Below are 15371 nucleotides of genomic sequence, written 5' to 3'. Positions count from 1 at the left end.
CGGTCATGGCCCGTCCAGCCCGTCGCCCCCTCCCGCAACGTCCGTCAGCCCCGTTACGGTGTCACGGTGACACCAGCCGACGCCGCCACTCATCCCGCCCCGCTCCCGGCCGAGGCCTCCGTGCTCATCGTCGGGGCCGGGCTCGCAGGTCTCCGGACCGCTGCGCTGCTGCGCGAGCACGGGCACACGGGTCCCGTCCACCTCGTGGGCGCGGAGCCGCACGGTCCCTACGACCGCCCGCCCCTCTCCAAGCATCTGCTCGACGACGCGATGCGGGTCGACCTGGGCGCCGATCTCGGGATCGACCTCGACGCGATCGGCGTCGAGGTGCGCCTGGGAACGCGCGTCACGCGCATCGACTCCGCCGCGGCCTCCGGTGGCAGCCCGTACCGTGCGACCCTGACCGACGCGACGCTCGCGGGAGAGCCCGGCAGCCCGCCCGCACCTATCTCCGGTGAGATCGTCGTCGACGCGGTCGTGCTCGCGACCGGCTCGGGCGCGCTTCGCGTGCCCGGCTGGGAGCACGCGCTCACGCTGCACACCCTCGCCGACGCGGAACGGCTGCGCACCGCGCTTGGCGCGCATGAGCGTCCGCGGCTCGTCTGCATCGGCGCGGGCTGGGTGGGCTCCGAGGTGGCGGGGGTCGCGGCCGCTGCAGGCGCCCAGGTCACGGTCGTCGAACGCGCGGCTCAGCCGCTCGAGGGGGCGCTCGGCGCCGTCGGCGCGCACACGCGCGCGTGGTTCGAGGACGCGGGGGTCGTCCTGCTCACGGGGGCGGGGGTCGGGTCCGTCGAGCCCGACGGAGTCGTTCTTGAGGACGGCACGCGCGTGCCCGCGGATGTCATCCTCGCCTCGGTCGGCGCGCGACCTGCACCGTTGCCGCCCGGCGACGTCACCGCGCAGCTTGTCCGCGCGGGCGACGGGTCGGTCCTCGTCGACTCCGCGATGCGGCCGTACTGCGCGGGTGACGTCGCCGCGTCGGGCCCGGCGTCTGCCGCTGGGGACCTTGCCGGCGGAGCCGGTCGCGCCGCGGGGCGGCACCCGTGGTTGCGCGTCGTCGGCGATGCCGCCCTGCGTGAGTCAGCACGGCACGGGACCGTCGCGGGCGGGCACTGGGACGCTGCGCTCACCGGGCCCGAGGCGGCGGTGAGGTCACTTCTGGACCCGGGGTCGACCAACCCTCTGGACCCAGCGCCGTACGTCTTCTCGACGATGCTCGGGCACGAGGTGGCGATGTATGGCGCACCTCGCGCGCAGGACGAGGTCGTCCTGCGCGGTGATCCTGCGAGCGCCGACGGGTGGGTGGCCCTGTGGTTTGCAGCGGATGAGCAGAGGGCCGCCGACGCGTCGGGCAGGGCGGGTGACGCGGCCGACGGGCCGGGCGACGATGCGCTGCGCACGCTCACGGCAGTCTTCGTCGTCGACCGCCCGCGCGACGTCGCCGCCGCCCGGCGGCTCTTCCGCGGGGCGGATCTTCCCCGCCTCGCGCCCGCGACGGCGTCGGACCCAACCCTCCCCCTGAGAGCTCGATAGCCGATCCGCGCACGTGAGGTGCGCGGATCGGCTATCGAGAAGAGAAGTCGAGGACGCGCTCAGTGGGCGAAGTGACGCGTGCCCGTGAAGTAGAGGGTCACCCCCGCCGCGGCTGCCGCCTTGACGACCTCGTCGTCACGCACCGACCCACCGGGCTGAACGACTGCGCGCACGCCCGCCTCGAGCAGCACCTGGAGCCCGTCGGCGAACGGGAAGAACGCGTCGGACGCCGCGACCGAACCGGTCGCGCGCTCGCCCGCACGCTCGACCGCGAGGCGGCACGAGTCGACCCGGTTGACCTGCCCCATCCCGACGCCGACCGACGCGCCCCCGGCCGCGAGGAGGATGGCATTCGACTTCACGGCACGCACCGCACGCCACGCGAACGCGAGGTCCGCGAGCGTCGCGTCGTCGGCCGCGTCACCGGCTGCGAGCGTCCACGTCGTCGGGTCGTCGCCCGCTGCATCAACACGGTCAACTGCCTGGACGAGCAACCCACCCGAGATCGGGCGCGTCTCGACGGGCGCGGACGGCTCCGCGTCGACGAGCAGCAAGCGCACGTTCTTCTTCGCACGCAGGATGTCGAGGGCCTCGGGCTCGAAGCCCGGTGCGACGACGACCTCGGTGAAAACCTCGGCGATCTGGCGCGCAGCCTGCGGCGAGACGACGTCGTTGAGCGCGATGACGCCGCCGAAGGCAGACAGCGGGTCGCACGCGTGCGCCTTCGCGTGAGCATCGGCGATGTCGGTGCCGACCGCGATGCCGCACGGGTTCGCGTGCTTGATGATCGCGACGGTCGGCTGCTCGCCGTGGTCGTGCGCGGCTCGCCACGCGGCGTCGGCGTCGACGTAGTTGTTGTAGCTCATGGCCTTGCCGTGGAGCTGCGTCGCCTGCGCGAGGCCGTCGGTCGATCCGTCGACGTAGAGCGCCGCGCGCTGGTGCGGGTTCTCGCCGTAGCGCAGGACGTCCGCGCGCGTCCACGTTGCGCCGATCCACGCCGGGAAGCCCGTCGCGATGGTCTCGCCGCCGATCTCGACCTCGTCGGTCGGCGACACCGTCGAGCTCATCCACGACGCGACCGCGACGTCGTACGACGCAGTGTGGACGAATGCTGCGGTCGCGAGCGCCTTACGCTCCGCGTACGTGAAGCCGCCCGCGCCGAGCGCCGCGACGACCGAGCCGTACTGCGCGGGGTCCGTGACGACGGCGACCGACGGGTGGTTCTTCGCGGCAGCGCGCACCATCGTGGGGCCGCCGATGTCGATCTGCTCGACACACTCGTCGGGGCTCGCGCCCGACGCGACGGTCGCTGTGAACGGGTAGAGGTTGACGACGACGAGCTCGAACGGCGCGACGCCCAGCTCGTCAAGCTGCGCGAGGTGGTCGTCCTTGCGGGCGTCGGCGAGGATGCCCGCATGGACGCGCGGGTGGAGCGTCTTGACGCGGCCCTCGAGGCACTCGGGGAAGCCCGTGAGGTCCTCGACGCCCGTGACGGCGATGCCGGCTGCAGCGATCGTGCCGGCGGTCGAGCCGGTCGAGACGATCTCGACGCCCGCGCCCGCGAGCGCGCGGGCGAGGTCGATGAGGCCGGTCTTGTCGTAGACGGAGACGAGTGCGCGGCGCACGGGGCGGCGCGCGTCGTCCGCAAGCGCGGCGATGGGTGCGGAGGGGGAGGTCATGAGGGGCTCCTCGAGGGTTCGCTGACGGCGGGCGGTGCCGGGACGCCCAGGCGGGCGGCGTTCCTCGACGCGAACCTTGGCCGCTCCCCGGTGGTTGGTCCACCCTCGCCAGTCACGACCGCGACCAGTCTAGCGGGGGCGGGAGCGACGACGCCGAGGTGCTCGTCACGTGAGCTCCGGCGACGACTCGGCGGTGTACCTGCTGGTGCGGTGCGCACGCCACGACTAGCGTCGTCGTCATGAGCATCGACCCGCGCTTCGCCGCTGCCCTCGCCGACCAGATCACGCTCGAGCTCGAGTCGTCGATCGCCTACCTCCAGCTCTCGATCGCCCTCGAGAACCACGACCTGCCCGGGATGGCCCGCTGGATGCGCCTGCAGTCCGACGAGGAGCGCGTCCACGCAGCCAAGTTCACCGCGCACGCGACCGACCGCGGCCTCACGCCGCAGATCGGCGCGATCGCCGCGCCCGTCATTGACACGTCGAGCGTCGTCAAGTGCTTCGAGGCGTCCCTCGCGCACGAGAAGCGAGTCTCGGAGTCGATCCGCAACCTCTACCGTCTCGCGCAGGAGGTCGGCGAGATCGACGTCATCCCGCTGCTCCACTGGTTCATCGAGGAGCAGGTCGAGGAGGAGGCGAGCGTCGGGGAGATCCTCGGGCGCCTGCGCCTCGTCGGTGACGACGGCTCGGGCCTGCTGCGCATCGACGACCAGCTCGGGTCCCGCGCGGGCACTGACGCGGCCGCCGAGACGGCCTGACACGGCCCCAGCTCTAGTGACTCGTGGGCCCTCAGCACCGTTCGATGGTGCTGAGGGCCTACGAGTAGCCGTGGGAAGCCCAACCTCCTCGTTGGCACGCTCCCCCACGGCGTCGGCGTGACGGGTTCCGCCGGGTCTGAACGGCCCGGCTACAGGTCGCGGAGCGCCTCGTCCGGGTCCGTGTTCGCCGCAGCACGGATGTTGCGCGCGGCACCGACGAGCATGCAGATGGGGACCAGCGCGAAGGCGACGAGCATGGATCCCACCGGCGGGACCTGCCACGCCGCGACCGGCAACATGGAGACCTCGGCATCCGCGATGACGGCAGTCGTCCCTAGCGAGAGCACGACCCCCAGCAGCAGCCCGCCGGAAGCCGCCAGCGCGCCGAGGACGAGCAGTTCGGCTCCCACTGTCAGCACGATCGAACGCCGACGCCACCCGATCGCCTTGAGGAGCCCGATCTCACGTGTTCGCTGCTGGACCCAGATCGCACCCGCGGCGCCGCCGACGCCGAGGCAGACGAGCACAAGGATGACGCGGAAGATCCAGGTGAGTGCCTCCATGACGTCAAAGAGCCCGCCCAGCTCGCTCAGCTGCGAGGCGACACTCATGACCGCAAACCCATTGCTCGCCAGGGTCTGCTGCACCGAGGAGAGATCGTCGAGGTTGCTGACTTTGACGTAAGCGATGTCGAACGGCACGTCGACCCCACGCACTCCTGTTCCGGCCGCGCGGTTGATCTCTGTGAGGGTCTCGAGCGCGACATACGACGGGGTCATTCCCTCGCGGCCCGGGACAGAGTTGTCGAAGATCCCGACGACGGTGAAGTCGCGTAGCGCAGCGGTCCCGGTACCCACGCCCGTCACCTGGGTGTACGCCATGCGCACGGTCCGGCCCAGCAGGTGATCGAGAGTTCCGCCATCAACGTCACGAGGCAGGAGGATGTCGGACTGCTTGAGGCCACCCTCCGGGATAGCGCCGAGAACGATGTCCGGCTCGAGCCCGGGGATGAGAGGAGTGCCCCACAGCGCCGACGAGAGCGGGATGTTCTCGTCGGGGAGGTCGTGGGGGTCGTCGAGCGCCAGGTCGACCTGGAACCAGGGGTAGACGGCCGCGACGCCGGGGATCGCGGCGATGTCGTCAAGAGCGTCGGCGTCGACCGCTCGCTGACTGTGCTGAGAGGTCGACGACACCTCGATGAGGTTCATCGCTGAGCTCTCGCGCATGGTTGCGGCGAACTTCTCTGCGCCAGCACCGATGACGGCCTGGCACACGAGCACAGCACTGACGAAGACGACGATGAGAGCGAGCATCGTCAGCTGACGACGCAGCGCCTGCCGGATGTCTGCGCGCACGAGGATCCAGATGTTAGACAAGACGGCCTCCCGTGACATCGATCGTGCGTGTGGCGATGCGTTCAAGCGACGTGTCGTGGCTCGCGACGAGCACGGCAGCGCCGTCGTGGCTCGCCGCTTCGAGGAAGAAGAGGACCTTGTCGCCGTTTGCCTCGTCGAGTCCTGAGATGGGCTCGTCGGCGAGGATGAGCGACGGAGCGTTGACGATGGCCCTGCACAGCGCGACGCGCTGGCTCTCCCCGCCGGAGAGCTGCTTGGCTCGCCGTCCCGAGACGCTTCCGAGCCCCCAGCGTTCGAGGAGTGCGGCGGCGGCGGCGCGGTCGACGTCGCGCATGGCGATGACGACGTTCTCGAGCGCGGTGAGCTCCGGCAGGAGATTGCTGTGCTGGAACACCATGCCGATCGTCTCGCGACGTAGGGCGTGCGCGTCGTCGAGGTCAGGTACTGCCGTGCCGTTGACGGCCACGACGCCTGAGGTCACGGTGGTGAGCAGCCCTGCTACGCGGAGGATCGAGGACTTTCCAGAGCCAGAGGCTCCGCGCAGCCAGACAACCTCACCGCGTCGCACCTCGATGTCGATGCCGTGGAGGACGTCGACCTTGTCGCGTCCTCGACCGTACGACTTGGTCACTCCGCTCAATGCGAGAACCGGGTGGCTGGTGGGGTGGATCTTGTCTCTCATCACTCTCGCATTTCTCAATGCGGGCAGCCCTGTCCACGCTGTGGACGCTATAAGACCTCGATACGGATAGATACCCCGTTCTCACACTATGGGCGATGTTGACGATTCAACGACAATCTCCCTCGCGGTCGGCACAGCTCGCTCAACCACGGGCGCCACTCGCGCTGGAGGTCGCAGCAGCGCTACGAGGCGTGGGGGTGACGGGTGCACGACCGGAGACGGCGCAAGGCCCGACCTACCCGCCGATGCGCGTGCGGCGCCCCTCGACGACGAGGCCGCCACGTGCGATGCGTCCGACGTTCTCGACGAGCATCGCCCGCTCGACGACCTTGATGCGCTCGTGGAGCGTCTCCTCGGTGTCGGCGTCGGCGACGTCGACCGCGACCTGCGCGACGATCGGACCCGTGTCGACCCCTGCGTCGACGACGTGCATCGTCGCGCCCGTGACGCGAGCCCCGCCCGCGAGCGCGTCGCGCACACCGTGCGCACCGGGGTACGACGGGAGCAGCGCAGGGTGCGTGTTGAGGGTGCGTCCGCCGAAGCGGGCGAGGAACGCCTCACCCAGGATCTTCATGAACCCGGCCGAGACCACCCAGTCCGGGCTGAACACGCCCACGGTCTTCGCGAGCGCGACGTCCCACTCCGCGCGCGTCTCGAAGTCACCCACCCGGACCACTGCGGTGGGAACGCCCGCGTCCCGTGCGTGGCCGAGCCCACCGGCACCGGGTCGGTCCGCGACGACACCGACGACGCGCGCACCGTAGGCGGGGTCGTCGTGGGCGTCGAGCAGCGCCTTGAGGTTCGAGCCCGTCCCCGAGACGAGGACGACGAGGCGGGCGACGTCGGAACGACCCGCCGCGGACGGGTGGGGCACGATGCTCTCGGAGTCGGTCACGGCTCCACGGTAGCGGCGCGAATGCATGCTGCGCGGCCTGGTCCGCCGCGCGAACCACCGCGCGGCGGCACCGCGGCGCACGTGCGTGCGCACGCGAGTGCAGCCGGGTCGTCTACTCGCCGGACGGGACGCTCGACGTCGTCGCGCTCGTACCCGCCGATGCCGAGGTCGCGCTTGACGCGACGGTGCGGGTCGTCGGGGTCGTGAGGGTCGTGCGCGCGGTGCGCGCGCTCACGCTGGTCCCGGCCGTGCGCGCGGTGCGGGCTGACGCCGCTGTGCCCCCGCTGCGCACGCTCGGAGCCGACGCAGCTGGCTCGCTCCCGCTCGGGCGCTTGGTCGCCCGCCCTCTACGGAGGGCCGCCCGCACGCTGCCGTCGAGGCCGCGGAACCAGGCGACGGACGCGGGGTGCAGCAGGACGGCCGTCACGGCCGCGCCCGCAAGAATCTCTCCGGCGACCACGAGCCCGACGACGAGCGCATCCGCGCCGACGTCCTGCATGCGCCCCGGCCCCACTCCCCCCGAGGCAAGGGAGACAAGGACACCGACAACGAGACCTGCGGTGACCGCCGTCGCGAGCAGCGCTCCGAGGAGCGTCAGCCAGCGCCGGTCCGGCATCCGGCGGTGCACGAAGATCCCGACGGTCACACCGATGAGCACGAGCACGGCCGGCACGACGACCCACGCAGCGGCGGGCTGTCCCGTCGGGATCGTCCCGACGAGCGGCACGACGGGCATCGGTCCGACGACGGCCGAGGTCGGCGAGAACAGAGTCTCAGCTCCGAACGAGAAGCCAGCGCCGGACATCCACGCGAGCGCCCACAGGACGAGGTTGGCGGCGAACATCGACTGGGCAGCCGCGAGCACGACGGCGTCGAAGCCCCCGACGTCGAGCGAGTGGACGATGTCGAGCGTCGGTCCGCGTCCCGCCACGATCCACACGACGAGAAGGAGGGTCGCGACGAACACGGCAAGGCCGGACGCGATGAAGCCCGCGCGCATCCCGAGGCGCATCCACAGCGGCAGACGCGAGGTGACCGGTTCGAGCGCTCTCGCGAGGCGCGGCCCGTCGGGGTGCGTCACGTACCCCGCCCCCAGTCCGAGCGCAGCGACGAGCGCGCCCCCGACGGCGGCCATGACGAGCTGCGGACCACCCGCGAGGCCAGCGACAAGAACGAGCAGAACCGTTGCGGCCGCATAGGCGGCGATACCGGCGCCGTAGGCCGCGGCGTCCGGGCGCATCGTGCGCCGTGCGGATGCGTGCAGGACGAAGCCGCACAGCAGGGACAGCCCGAGGGGCACCATCGAGATCGTCGTGCCCCCGACGGCGACAGGGACGCCGTGGGCCAGCAGCCACAGCCCCAGCCCCACGCGAACCGAGACGAACCATGAGACGTCCGTGTTCGAGGGATCGCCCGACGAGAGCACGAACACGGTGAGGGCCGGAAGCGTGATGAGCAGGACCGTGAGGACGCACGCCTGCGCGGAGGCGAGCACCCCCGTCAACCACGAGGAGTGTTCTGTCCGGTGCGTCGTGGGCCCGCCGTCGATGACGCGGCCGCGGCGGCGTCCGAGGACGGCGAGCGCTCCTGTGGGTGCGCTCATCGTTCCATCGTCACCCACACCGAGGCTCGCGGCAGGAGGCGACACGCTCCCGGCTGCGAGCAACGGCTCACGCCACACGGCAGACGACGACGCCCGCGCGGTCGCGAGGACCGGGCGGGCGTCGTCCGTGCGAGGCGTCAGGCGGAGAGGATCTCGCGCATGATCGCGGCGGTCTCGGACGGCGTCTTGCCGACGCGCACGCCGGCCGCCTCGAGGGCCTCCTTCTTCGCCTGCGCGGTGCCCGACGACCCCGACACGATGGCCCCTGCGTGGCCCATCGTCTTGCCCTCGGGCGCGGTGAAGCCCGCAACGTAACCGACGACCGGCTTGGTCACGTGCTCCTGGATGTAGGCCGCAGCCCGCTCTTCCGCGTCGCCACCGATCTCACCGATCATGACGATCGCGGTGGTCTCGGGGTCGTTCTCGAAGGCCTCGAGGGCGTCGATGTGCGTCGTGCCGATGATCGGGTCGCCGCCGATCCCGATCGCGGTCGAGAAGCCGAAGTCACGCAGCTCGTACATCATCTGGTACGTGAGCGTGCCCGACTTTGAGACGAGGCCGATCGTGCCGGGGCCCGTGATGTCGGCGGGGATGATGCCGACGTTGGACTGTCCGGGGCTGATGAGGCCGGGGCAGTTGGGGCCGATGAGGCGGACGCCCTTGGCCTGTGCGTGGGCGAAGAACTCAGCCGTGTCAGCGACCGGGACGCCCTCGGTGATGATGACGGACAGCGGCATGCCGGCGTCGATCGCCTCGGTGACGGCGCCCTTGGTGTGCGCCGGCGGGACGAAGATGACGGAGACGTCGGCACCCGTGGCCGCCATGGCCTCGGCGACGGTCCCGTAGACGGGGACCTCGACCGTGCCGTCAGCGACGGGGAACTCGACGGTCGTGCCCGCCTTGCGCGGGTTGACGCCGCCGACGACGTTGGTGCCCGACGCGAGCATGCGCGTCGTGTGCTTCTGGCCCTCGGAGCCGGTCATGCCCTGGACGATGACCTTGGACGCCTCAGTGATGAAGATCGCCATGATTCGTGGATTCTCCTGTGATCGGTGAGGCAGGTCAGGCGTTGGCCAGCTCGGCGGCCTTGTCGGCCGCGCCGTCCATCGTGTCGGCAAGCGTGATGAGCGGGTGCGCAGCCTCGCTGAGGATGCGGCGGCCCTCGATGACGTTGTTGCCGTCGAGGCGCACGACGAGCGGCTTGGTGGCCGCGTCGCCGAGGATCTCGAGAGCCTTGACGATGCCGTTGGCGACGGCGTCGCACGCGGTGATCCCGCCGAAGACGTTGACGAAGACGCTCTTGACCTGCTCGTCGCCGAGGATGACGTCGAGGCCGGCGGCCATGACCTCGGCTGACGCGCCGCCGCCGATGTCGAGGAAGTTGGCGGGCTTGACGCCGCCGTGCTTCTCACCTGCGTAGGCGACGACGTCGAGCGTGCTCATGACGAGGCCTGCGCCGTTGCCGATGATGCCGACGGAGCCGTCGAGCTTGACGTAGTTGAGGCCTGCGTCCTTGGCCTTGGCCTCGAGCGGGTCGGCTGCGTCCGCGTCCTCGAGGAGGGCGTGGTCGGCGTGGCGGAAGTCTGCGTTCTCGTCGAGCGTCACCTTGCCGTCGAGCGCAACGATGTCGCCGGCCTCGGTGAGGACGAGCGGGTTGACCTCGACGAGCGTCGCGTCCTCACCCTGGTAGACGCCCCACAGCTTGACGAGCACGGGGGCGACCTTCGCGCCGATCTCGGCGTCGAAGTTCGCGGCCGCGACGATCTCGGCGGCCTTGGCGGCGTCGATCCCGACGCGCGGGTCGACGACGACCTTGGCGAGCGCCTCGGGACGCTCGACGGCAAGCTGCTCGATCTCCATGCCGCCTTCGACCGAGCACATGGCGAGGTAGGAGCGGTTGGCACGGTCGAGCAGAAGCGAGAAGTAGAACTCCTGGGCGATCGCGGCGCCCTCGGCGATCATGACGGTCTTGACGACATGACCCTTGATGTCGAGGCCGAGGATCTCCTCGGCACGCTCGAAGGCCTCGTCGGCGGAGCGGGCGAGTTTGACGCCGCCTGCCTTGCCACGACCACCGGTCTTCACCTGGGCCTTGACGACGACGACGGGCGACCCACCGCGTCCGAGCAGCTCTGCGGCGCCATTGCGGGCCTCTTGAGGAGTCGTGGCGACGACGCCACCCAGCACGGGGACGCCGTGCTTCTCGAAGATGTCGCGCGCCTGGTATTCGAACAGGTCCACCCTGATTCGTCCTTCCATCGACCGGCATGAATGTCTCGACGTCGAGACATCGACCCCAGCCTAGTCCGCAACGGCCTCGCACGGGACCTCAGTCCTGTATGGGGCACCTCACACCGGGCCACGTCGCCCGCGTGTCAGGGCGCGGCCGGGACCCCAGCCGTGCCGAGCGTCCGCGCAAGCAGCTCGGCGAACGCGGCCATGCCCGCGATGCTCGCGTGCGTCCGGTCCGCGCCGAGCAGTCCCGGCGTCGTGGCGACGACGGCGTGCCAGTCAGCGATGTGGGTCCCGGGTCGCTCCGCCGCGATCGCGCGGAGGGCGTCGTTGGACTCCTTGACCCAACGGCTCACGCCGACGATCGTCACGAGGACGACCGGCCGCTCAGGCCCGACCGCCGCGAGGGTCGCTCGCAGCGCGTCCTTCGAGGCCTCGTCGTGCAGTCCGGCGTTGGTCCCGAAGACGAGGACGACGACGTCGCGCAGCGACCCGTCTGCACGCGCCCCCTGCACGAGCGCGGTCGCGTCCGTCCACCGCCGGATCGGCTTCGCGTCGATCGAGATGCCGGGGGCCTGCTCAAGAACCCCGGGCACGACGCCTGAGAGCACGGAGTCGCCGAAGGCCGAGACGACGCGGCCGTCGACCGGCCCCGTGGCCGCACCCACCCCGGGAGCCTTCGTCGATGCGTCGGGCGTCGCCGGCGAGGTGGGCGTCGCCGGCGCTGGGGGCGTGCGCGACGGGGTCGCGGGAGCCGGACCGTCCACGGGCGGCTGCGCGGCGGCCGCGCGCTCCTGTGCCTCGAGGCCGTCGGCCACCATGCGCTGCGCCGACGACGTCGTGGGTGCCGTAGCCAAGACGATCACGAGCCCGAACGTCCACAGCGCGGGCACGGCGACCGCGAGCCGCGCACGCCGGACGCCCGCACCGATGAGCCTCTCGCGCGCGGCGTCCCATGCTCCCGTGAACCCACGCTCGCGCACGGGCCTCTCGACGTACCGGTAGGAGAGCTCAGCGAGCACGACCGTGACGACGAGCGTGATGACCGCAGCCACCTGCCAGACCGGGGTCCCGGGGGTTGCTCCGCACGCGGCCGTGACGATGAGCAGGACTGGCCAGTGCCACAGGTAGAGACCGTAGGAACGCTCGCCGACGATGCGCAACGGCGCCGCGTCGAGCGCGGTGGTCCACGGCCCGGGGCGAGTCGCGCCGAGCACGGCGACGAGCGCCGCGACCGAGACGAGGGCGAGCCCGCCGCGGTAGGTCCACGCGGAATCGTCGTGCAGGAGCGCCATACCCCCGACGACGACGGCGAGGCCCGTGGGCGGCGCCCACGCGGGAACGAGCGCGCGACCGTCCGCGGCGCGCCACACGAAGGCCGCCGCAACACCCAGGACCACACCCGTGAGGTGGGTGTCGGTTCCGTAGTAGACGCGCGTCGGGTCGTCGAGATCGACGAGGACCGCCATGGCGAGGGCGGAGACGATCGCGAGGGCACCCATGGTGACCGCGCGGCCACGCCAGGTTGGGACGAAGGCGAGGAGCGCGACGAGCACGAGCGGCCACAGCACGTAGAACTGCTCCTCGATCGCGAGCGACCACAGCGGTTGGAGCAGGATGGGCGCCGTGCGGTCGAAGTAGCTGGACCCGCTTGCGATCTCGAGCCAGTTGGTCGAGAAGGTGGCGGCGCCGAGCACCTGGCGACGCACGCCGACGAGGAGGTCGCGATCGACGAGCGCTGCGGCGACGATGCTCGTCGAGACGACGAGGCCGAGCGCGGGCAGCAGACGCCGCGCACGACGCAGCCAGAACCGCGGCAGGTCGACGCGACCCGTGCGGGCGACCTCGCGCAGCAGCAAGGTCGTGATGAGGAAGCCGGAGACGACGAAGAACACGTCGACGCCGAGGAATCCGCCCGGCAGGGTGCCGGGCCACAGGTGATAGACGAGGACGGCCGTGACGGCGATCGCGCGCAAGCCGTCGAAGCCAGCGAGGCGTTGCGCGTCCGTCCCCGACGGGGACACCGGTGAGGGGCGCACGGGTGCCGGGCCGACTCTCAGAGCTTGGTCACAGGCGCGTAGCGGAGCAGCAGACGCTTGATCCCGTCGCCGCCGAAGTCGATCTTCGCGACCGCGTTGCGTCCGCTGCCCTCGACAGTGACGACCTTGCCCATGCCGTACGAGTCGTGCGTGACACGGTCCCCCACGGCGAGGTCCGGCGCGGGCCCGTCGTTCTTCGTGCCCGACCCGAACGACGGCGAGGGCGGGTCCGCGCGGCGTGACGTGACGACGCTCGAGCGCGAACCCGAGCCGCCCGGCCCTCCGCCGTCGCCCCACCCACCACGGAAGCCGTCCGGGTCGCGGCGACCGCCGTAGGACGAGCCGCCGTAGAGCGAGCCGCCGCGCAGCGCCGACATCGACGACTCCTTGCGTCGCCAGTCGAGGAGCGACTCGGGAATCTCGTCGAGGAAGCGGCTCGGAGGGAACTCCTGCGCCTGCCCCCACGCCGAGCGAACGGCCGAGCGGGTGAGGTAGAGCCGCTCGCGGGCCCGAGTGATACCGACGTACGCGATGCGCCGCTCCTCGGCGAGCTCGGCGTCGTCGTGCAGCGAGCGCAGGTGCGGGAACGTCCCGTCCTCGAGCCCCGTGAGGAACACGACCGGGAACTCCAAGCCCTTGGCCGTGTGCAAGGTCATGAGCGTGACCATGCCCTGCTCGACGACGGGTGCGCCGTCCCGGTCGCCCGCGGCGTCGTCCGCCGACGGGATCTGGTCCGAGTCGGCGACGAGCGAGACGCGCTCGAGGAAGTCGCTGAGATCGCCCTCGGGGTCGAGCTGACTGAACTCTGTCGCGACAGCATGGAGCTCGGCGAGGTTCTCGACCCGCGTCGCGTCCTGAGGGTCCTCGCTGCCGCGGAGCTCGGCGAGGTAGCCAGTCCGGTCGAGGACCGCCGCGAGGACGTCGGCGGGCTTCGCCCCCGAGTCTGCGAGCGCGCTCAGCTCAGCGAGGAGCTCGGCGAACGCCGCGAGCGGCTTGGTCGTGCGGCTCGTGAGGCCCGGGATCTCACCCGCCCGTGCGAGGGCCGCGCCGAACGAGATGCGTTCCCGCGCGGCGAGGTCAGCCACGACCGCTTCTGCGCGGTCCCCGAGCCCGCGCTTGGGGACGTTGAGGATGCGTCGGAAGTTGACGTCGTCGTCGGGGTTCGCGATCGCGCGCAGGTAGGCGACCGCGTCTTTGATCTCTTTGCGCTCGTAGAAGCGCGTGCCGCCCACGACCTTGTACGGGATGCCGACACGGATGAGCACCTCTTCGAGGGCGCGCGACTGCGCGTTCGTCCGGTAGAAGATCGCGACGTCACCGGGGCGGACGTCGTCGGTGTCGTGGAGGCGGTCGATCTCTTCCGCGACGAACCGTGCCTCGTCGTGCTCGTTGTCGGCCGTCCACCCGACGATCTGTGCGCCGTCGCCCGCGTCCGTCCAGAGCTTCTTTGGGCGGCGCTCGGCGTTGCGTGCGATGACGGCGTTGGCCGCCGAGAGGATCGTCTGGGTCGAGCGGTAGTTCTGCTCGAGCAGGATCGTGCGCGCCTGCGGGTAGTCCTTCTCGAACTCGAGGATGTTGCGGATCGTTGCGCCACGGAACGCGTAGATCGACTGGTCCGAGTCGCCGACGACCGTGAGCTCGCCCGCGGGCAGCGCGTGCGGGCTCTCTTCGGTCGGCCCCGTCCCCGTAAGCTCCCTGACCAGCACGTACTGGGCGTGGTTGGTGTCTTGGTACTCGTCGACGAGGATGTGGCGGAACCGGCGCCGGTAGTGCTCGGCCACAGCGGGGAACGCCTGGAGCAGGTGGACAGTCGTCATGATGATGTCGTCGAAGTCGAGCGCGTGCGCGGCCTGGAGACGTGCCTGGTAGCGCGAGTAGGCCTGGGAGAGCACCGAGTCGAACTCGCCGCCGGGCGTCGAGTCGCCTTCGCGACCCGAGCGCGCCGCGAAGTCGTCGGGGTCAACGAGCTCGTTCTTGAGGTCGGAGACCCTGTTGAGCAGCTGGCGCGGCGGGAACTTCTTGGGGTCGAGGTCGAGCTCGCGGCACACGAGCGTCATGAGCCGCTGCGAGTCCGCCGAGTCGTAGATCGAGAAGCTCGAGCGCAGCCCCGCGTGCTCGTGCTCACGACGCAGGATGCGCACGCACGCCGAGTGGAAGGTCGAGACCCACATGCGCCTGGCGTCCGGTCCGACGAGCGCCTCGACGCGCTCGCGCATCTCAGCGGCGGCCTTGTTCGTGAAGGTGATCGCGAGGATCTGCGACGGGTAGGCCCGCCCGGTCGCGAGCAGGTACGCGATGCGGTGCGCGAGGACGCGGGTCTTGCCCGAGCCTGCTCCGGCGACGATGAGCAGCGGCGTTCCGGCGTGCTCGACCGCGGAGCGCTGCTCGGGGTTGAGCCCCACGAGCAGGTCGGTCGGGTCGGGGCCCGCGAGCGCGCCGTCGTCCTCGGGTTCCGTCCACGCGCGCGGCGCAACCGACGGCAGGCGCGCGGATTCGTCGAAGCCGGGCAGGGCGAGGGAATCGAAGAGTGAGCTCATAGCGGCACCAGCCTACGGCGGACCACCGACAATCCCCCGCGCGGCCGGGCGGGGGCTG

General features: G+C 71.1%; 12 protein-coding genes and 1 riboswitch. Of the genes, 3 read left to right on the top strand and 9 right to left on the bottom strand.

The window, feature by feature from the left end:
* Window positions 1-66 precede the first annotated feature (66 nt).
* Window positions 67-1533 carry an FAD-dependent oxidoreductase gene (locus ACTVCO_RS03370; protein WP_443726962.1) on the top strand — a complete coding sequence of 489 codons (1467 nt, stop codon included), beginning with the start codon at window positions 67-69 and terminating at the stop codon, window positions 1531-1533.
* A 59-nt stretch (window positions 1534-1592) separates the two neighbouring features.
* Here ACTVCO_RS03370 and purH read toward each other — a convergent pair whose 3' ends face one another.
* Window positions 1593-3212, bottom strand: coding sequence for a bifunctional phosphoribosylaminoimidazolecarboxamide formyltransferase/IMP cyclohydrolase (gene purH / locus ACTVCO_RS03365; protein ID WP_443726961.1), 1620 nt, complete (start codon window positions 3210-3212; stop codon window positions 1593-1595).
* A 37-nt stretch (window positions 3213-3249) separates the two neighbouring features.
* Window positions 3250-3338: riboswitch (ZMP/ZTP riboswitch) on the bottom strand.
* A 113-nt stretch (window positions 3339-3451) separates the two neighbouring features.
* Between purH and ACTVCO_RS03360 the strand changes: the two genes are divergently transcribed.
* Complete coding sequence (locus ACTVCO_RS03360) at window positions 3452-3970, top strand: ferritin (protein WP_443726960.1); 519 nt, start codon at window positions 3452-3454, stop codon at window positions 3968-3970.
* A 149-nt stretch (window positions 3971-4119) separates the two neighbouring features.
* On the opposite strand, the gene ACTVCO_RS03355 is transcribed toward ACTVCO_RS03360, so the two are convergent.
* A complete protein-coding gene (locus ACTVCO_RS03355) occupies window positions 4120-5346 on the bottom strand; it encodes an ABC transporter permease (RefSeq protein WP_443726959.1) in 1227 nt (408 codons plus the stop codon).
* On the bottom strand, window positions 5339-6007 hold the full coding sequence (locus ACTVCO_RS03350) for an ABC transporter ATP-binding protein (RefSeq protein ID WP_443726958.1): 669 nt from the start codon (window positions 6005-6007) through the stop codon (window positions 5339-5341). Before ACTVCO_RS03350 ends, ACTVCO_RS03355 begins: the two co-directional genes overlap by 8 nt.
* Here ACTVCO_RS03350 and ACTVCO_RS03345 point away from each other — a divergent pair.
* A complete protein-coding gene (locus ACTVCO_RS03345) occupies window positions 5978-6109 on the top strand; it encodes a zinc finger domain-containing protein (RefSeq protein ID WP_443726957.1) in 132 nt (43 codons plus the stop codon). The genes ACTVCO_RS03350 and ACTVCO_RS03345 overlap by 30 nt on opposite strands.
* A 133-nt stretch (window positions 6110-6242) precedes the next feature.
* Here ACTVCO_RS03345 and purN read toward each other — a convergent pair whose 3' ends face one another.
* The 6 genes from purN to pcrA form a co-directional block, all read right to left on the bottom strand.
* Window positions 6243-6902 carry a phosphoribosylglycinamide formyltransferase gene (gene purN, locus ACTVCO_RS03340; RefSeq protein WP_443726956.1) on the bottom strand — a complete coding sequence of 220 codons (660 nt, stop codon included), beginning with the start codon at window positions 6900-6902 and terminating at the stop codon, window positions 6243-6245.
* A 112-nt stretch (window positions 6903-7014) separates the two neighbouring features.
* On the bottom strand, window positions 7015-8505 hold the full coding sequence (locus tag ACTVCO_RS03335; RefSeq protein ID WP_443726955.1) for a cell division protein PerM: 1491 nt from the start codon (window positions 8503-8505) through the stop codon (window positions 7015-7017).
* A 137-nt stretch (window positions 8506-8642) separates the two neighbouring features.
* Window positions 8643-9533 carry a succinate--CoA ligase subunit alpha gene (gene sucD / locus ACTVCO_RS03330; RefSeq protein WP_443726954.1) on the bottom strand — a complete coding sequence of 297 codons (891 nt, stop codon included), beginning with the start codon at window positions 9531-9533 and terminating at the stop codon, window positions 8643-8645.
* A gap of 34 nt (window positions 9534-9567) precedes the next feature.
* Window positions 9568-10746 (bottom strand): ADP-forming succinate--CoA ligase subunit beta, encoded by a 1179-nt coding sequence (gene sucC / locus ACTVCO_RS03325; RefSeq protein ID WP_443726953.1) that lies wholly within the window; start codon window positions 10744-10746, stop codon window positions 9568-9570.
* A 134-nt stretch (window positions 10747-10880) separates the two neighbouring features.
* The gene (locus ACTVCO_RS03320; protein ID WP_443726952.1) at window positions 10881-12776 is read right to left on the bottom strand and encodes an acyltransferase family protein; all 1896 of its coding nucleotides are present in this window, start codon (window positions 12774-12776) and stop codon (window positions 10881-10883) included.
* Between the two features lie 17 nt (window positions 12777-12793).
* Window positions 12794-15313, bottom strand: a complete 2520-nt coding sequence (gene pcrA / locus ACTVCO_RS03315; RefSeq protein WP_443726951.1) for a DNA helicase PcrA — start codon at window positions 15311-15313, stop codon at window positions 12794-12796.
* Window positions 15314-15371 lie beyond the last annotated feature (58 nt).

The sequence above is a fragment of the Sanguibacter sp. A247 genome (assembly GCF_052324925.1).
In the GTDB taxonomy this organism is placed as follows: domain Bacteria; phylum Actinomycetota; class Actinomycetes; order Actinomycetales; family Cellulomonadaceae; genus Flavimobilis.
Note: the sequence above shows the minus strand (reverse complement) of the source record. Positions and strands in the feature narration are given on the sequence as shown.

Excerpts from the sequence above, each read along its gene's own strand:
- pcrA (WP_443726951.1), bottom strand. The coding sequence starts at position 15,313 with ATGAGCTCACTCTTCGATTCCCTCGCCCTGCCCGGCTTCGACGAATCC.
- ACTVCO_RS03335 (WP_443726955.1), bottom strand. The coding sequence starts at position 8,505 with ATGAGCGCACCCACAGGAGCGCTCGCCGTCCTCGGACGCCGCCGCGGC.
- ACTVCO_RS03350 (WP_443726958.1), bottom strand. The coding sequence starts at position 6,007 with ATGAGAGACAAGATCCACCCCACCAGCCACCCGGTTCTCGCATTGAGC.
- sucD (WP_443726954.1), bottom strand. The coding sequence starts at position 9,533 with ATGGCGATCTTCATCACTGAGGCGTCCAAGGTCATCGTCCAGGGCATG.
- purH (WP_443726961.1), bottom strand. The coding sequence starts at position 3,212 with ATGACCTCCCCCTCCGCACCCATCGCCGCGCTTGCGGACGACGCGCGC.
- ACTVCO_RS03360 (WP_443726960.1), top strand. The coding sequence starts at position 3,452 with ATGAGCATCGACCCGCGCTTCGCCGCTGCCCTCGCCGACCAGATCACG.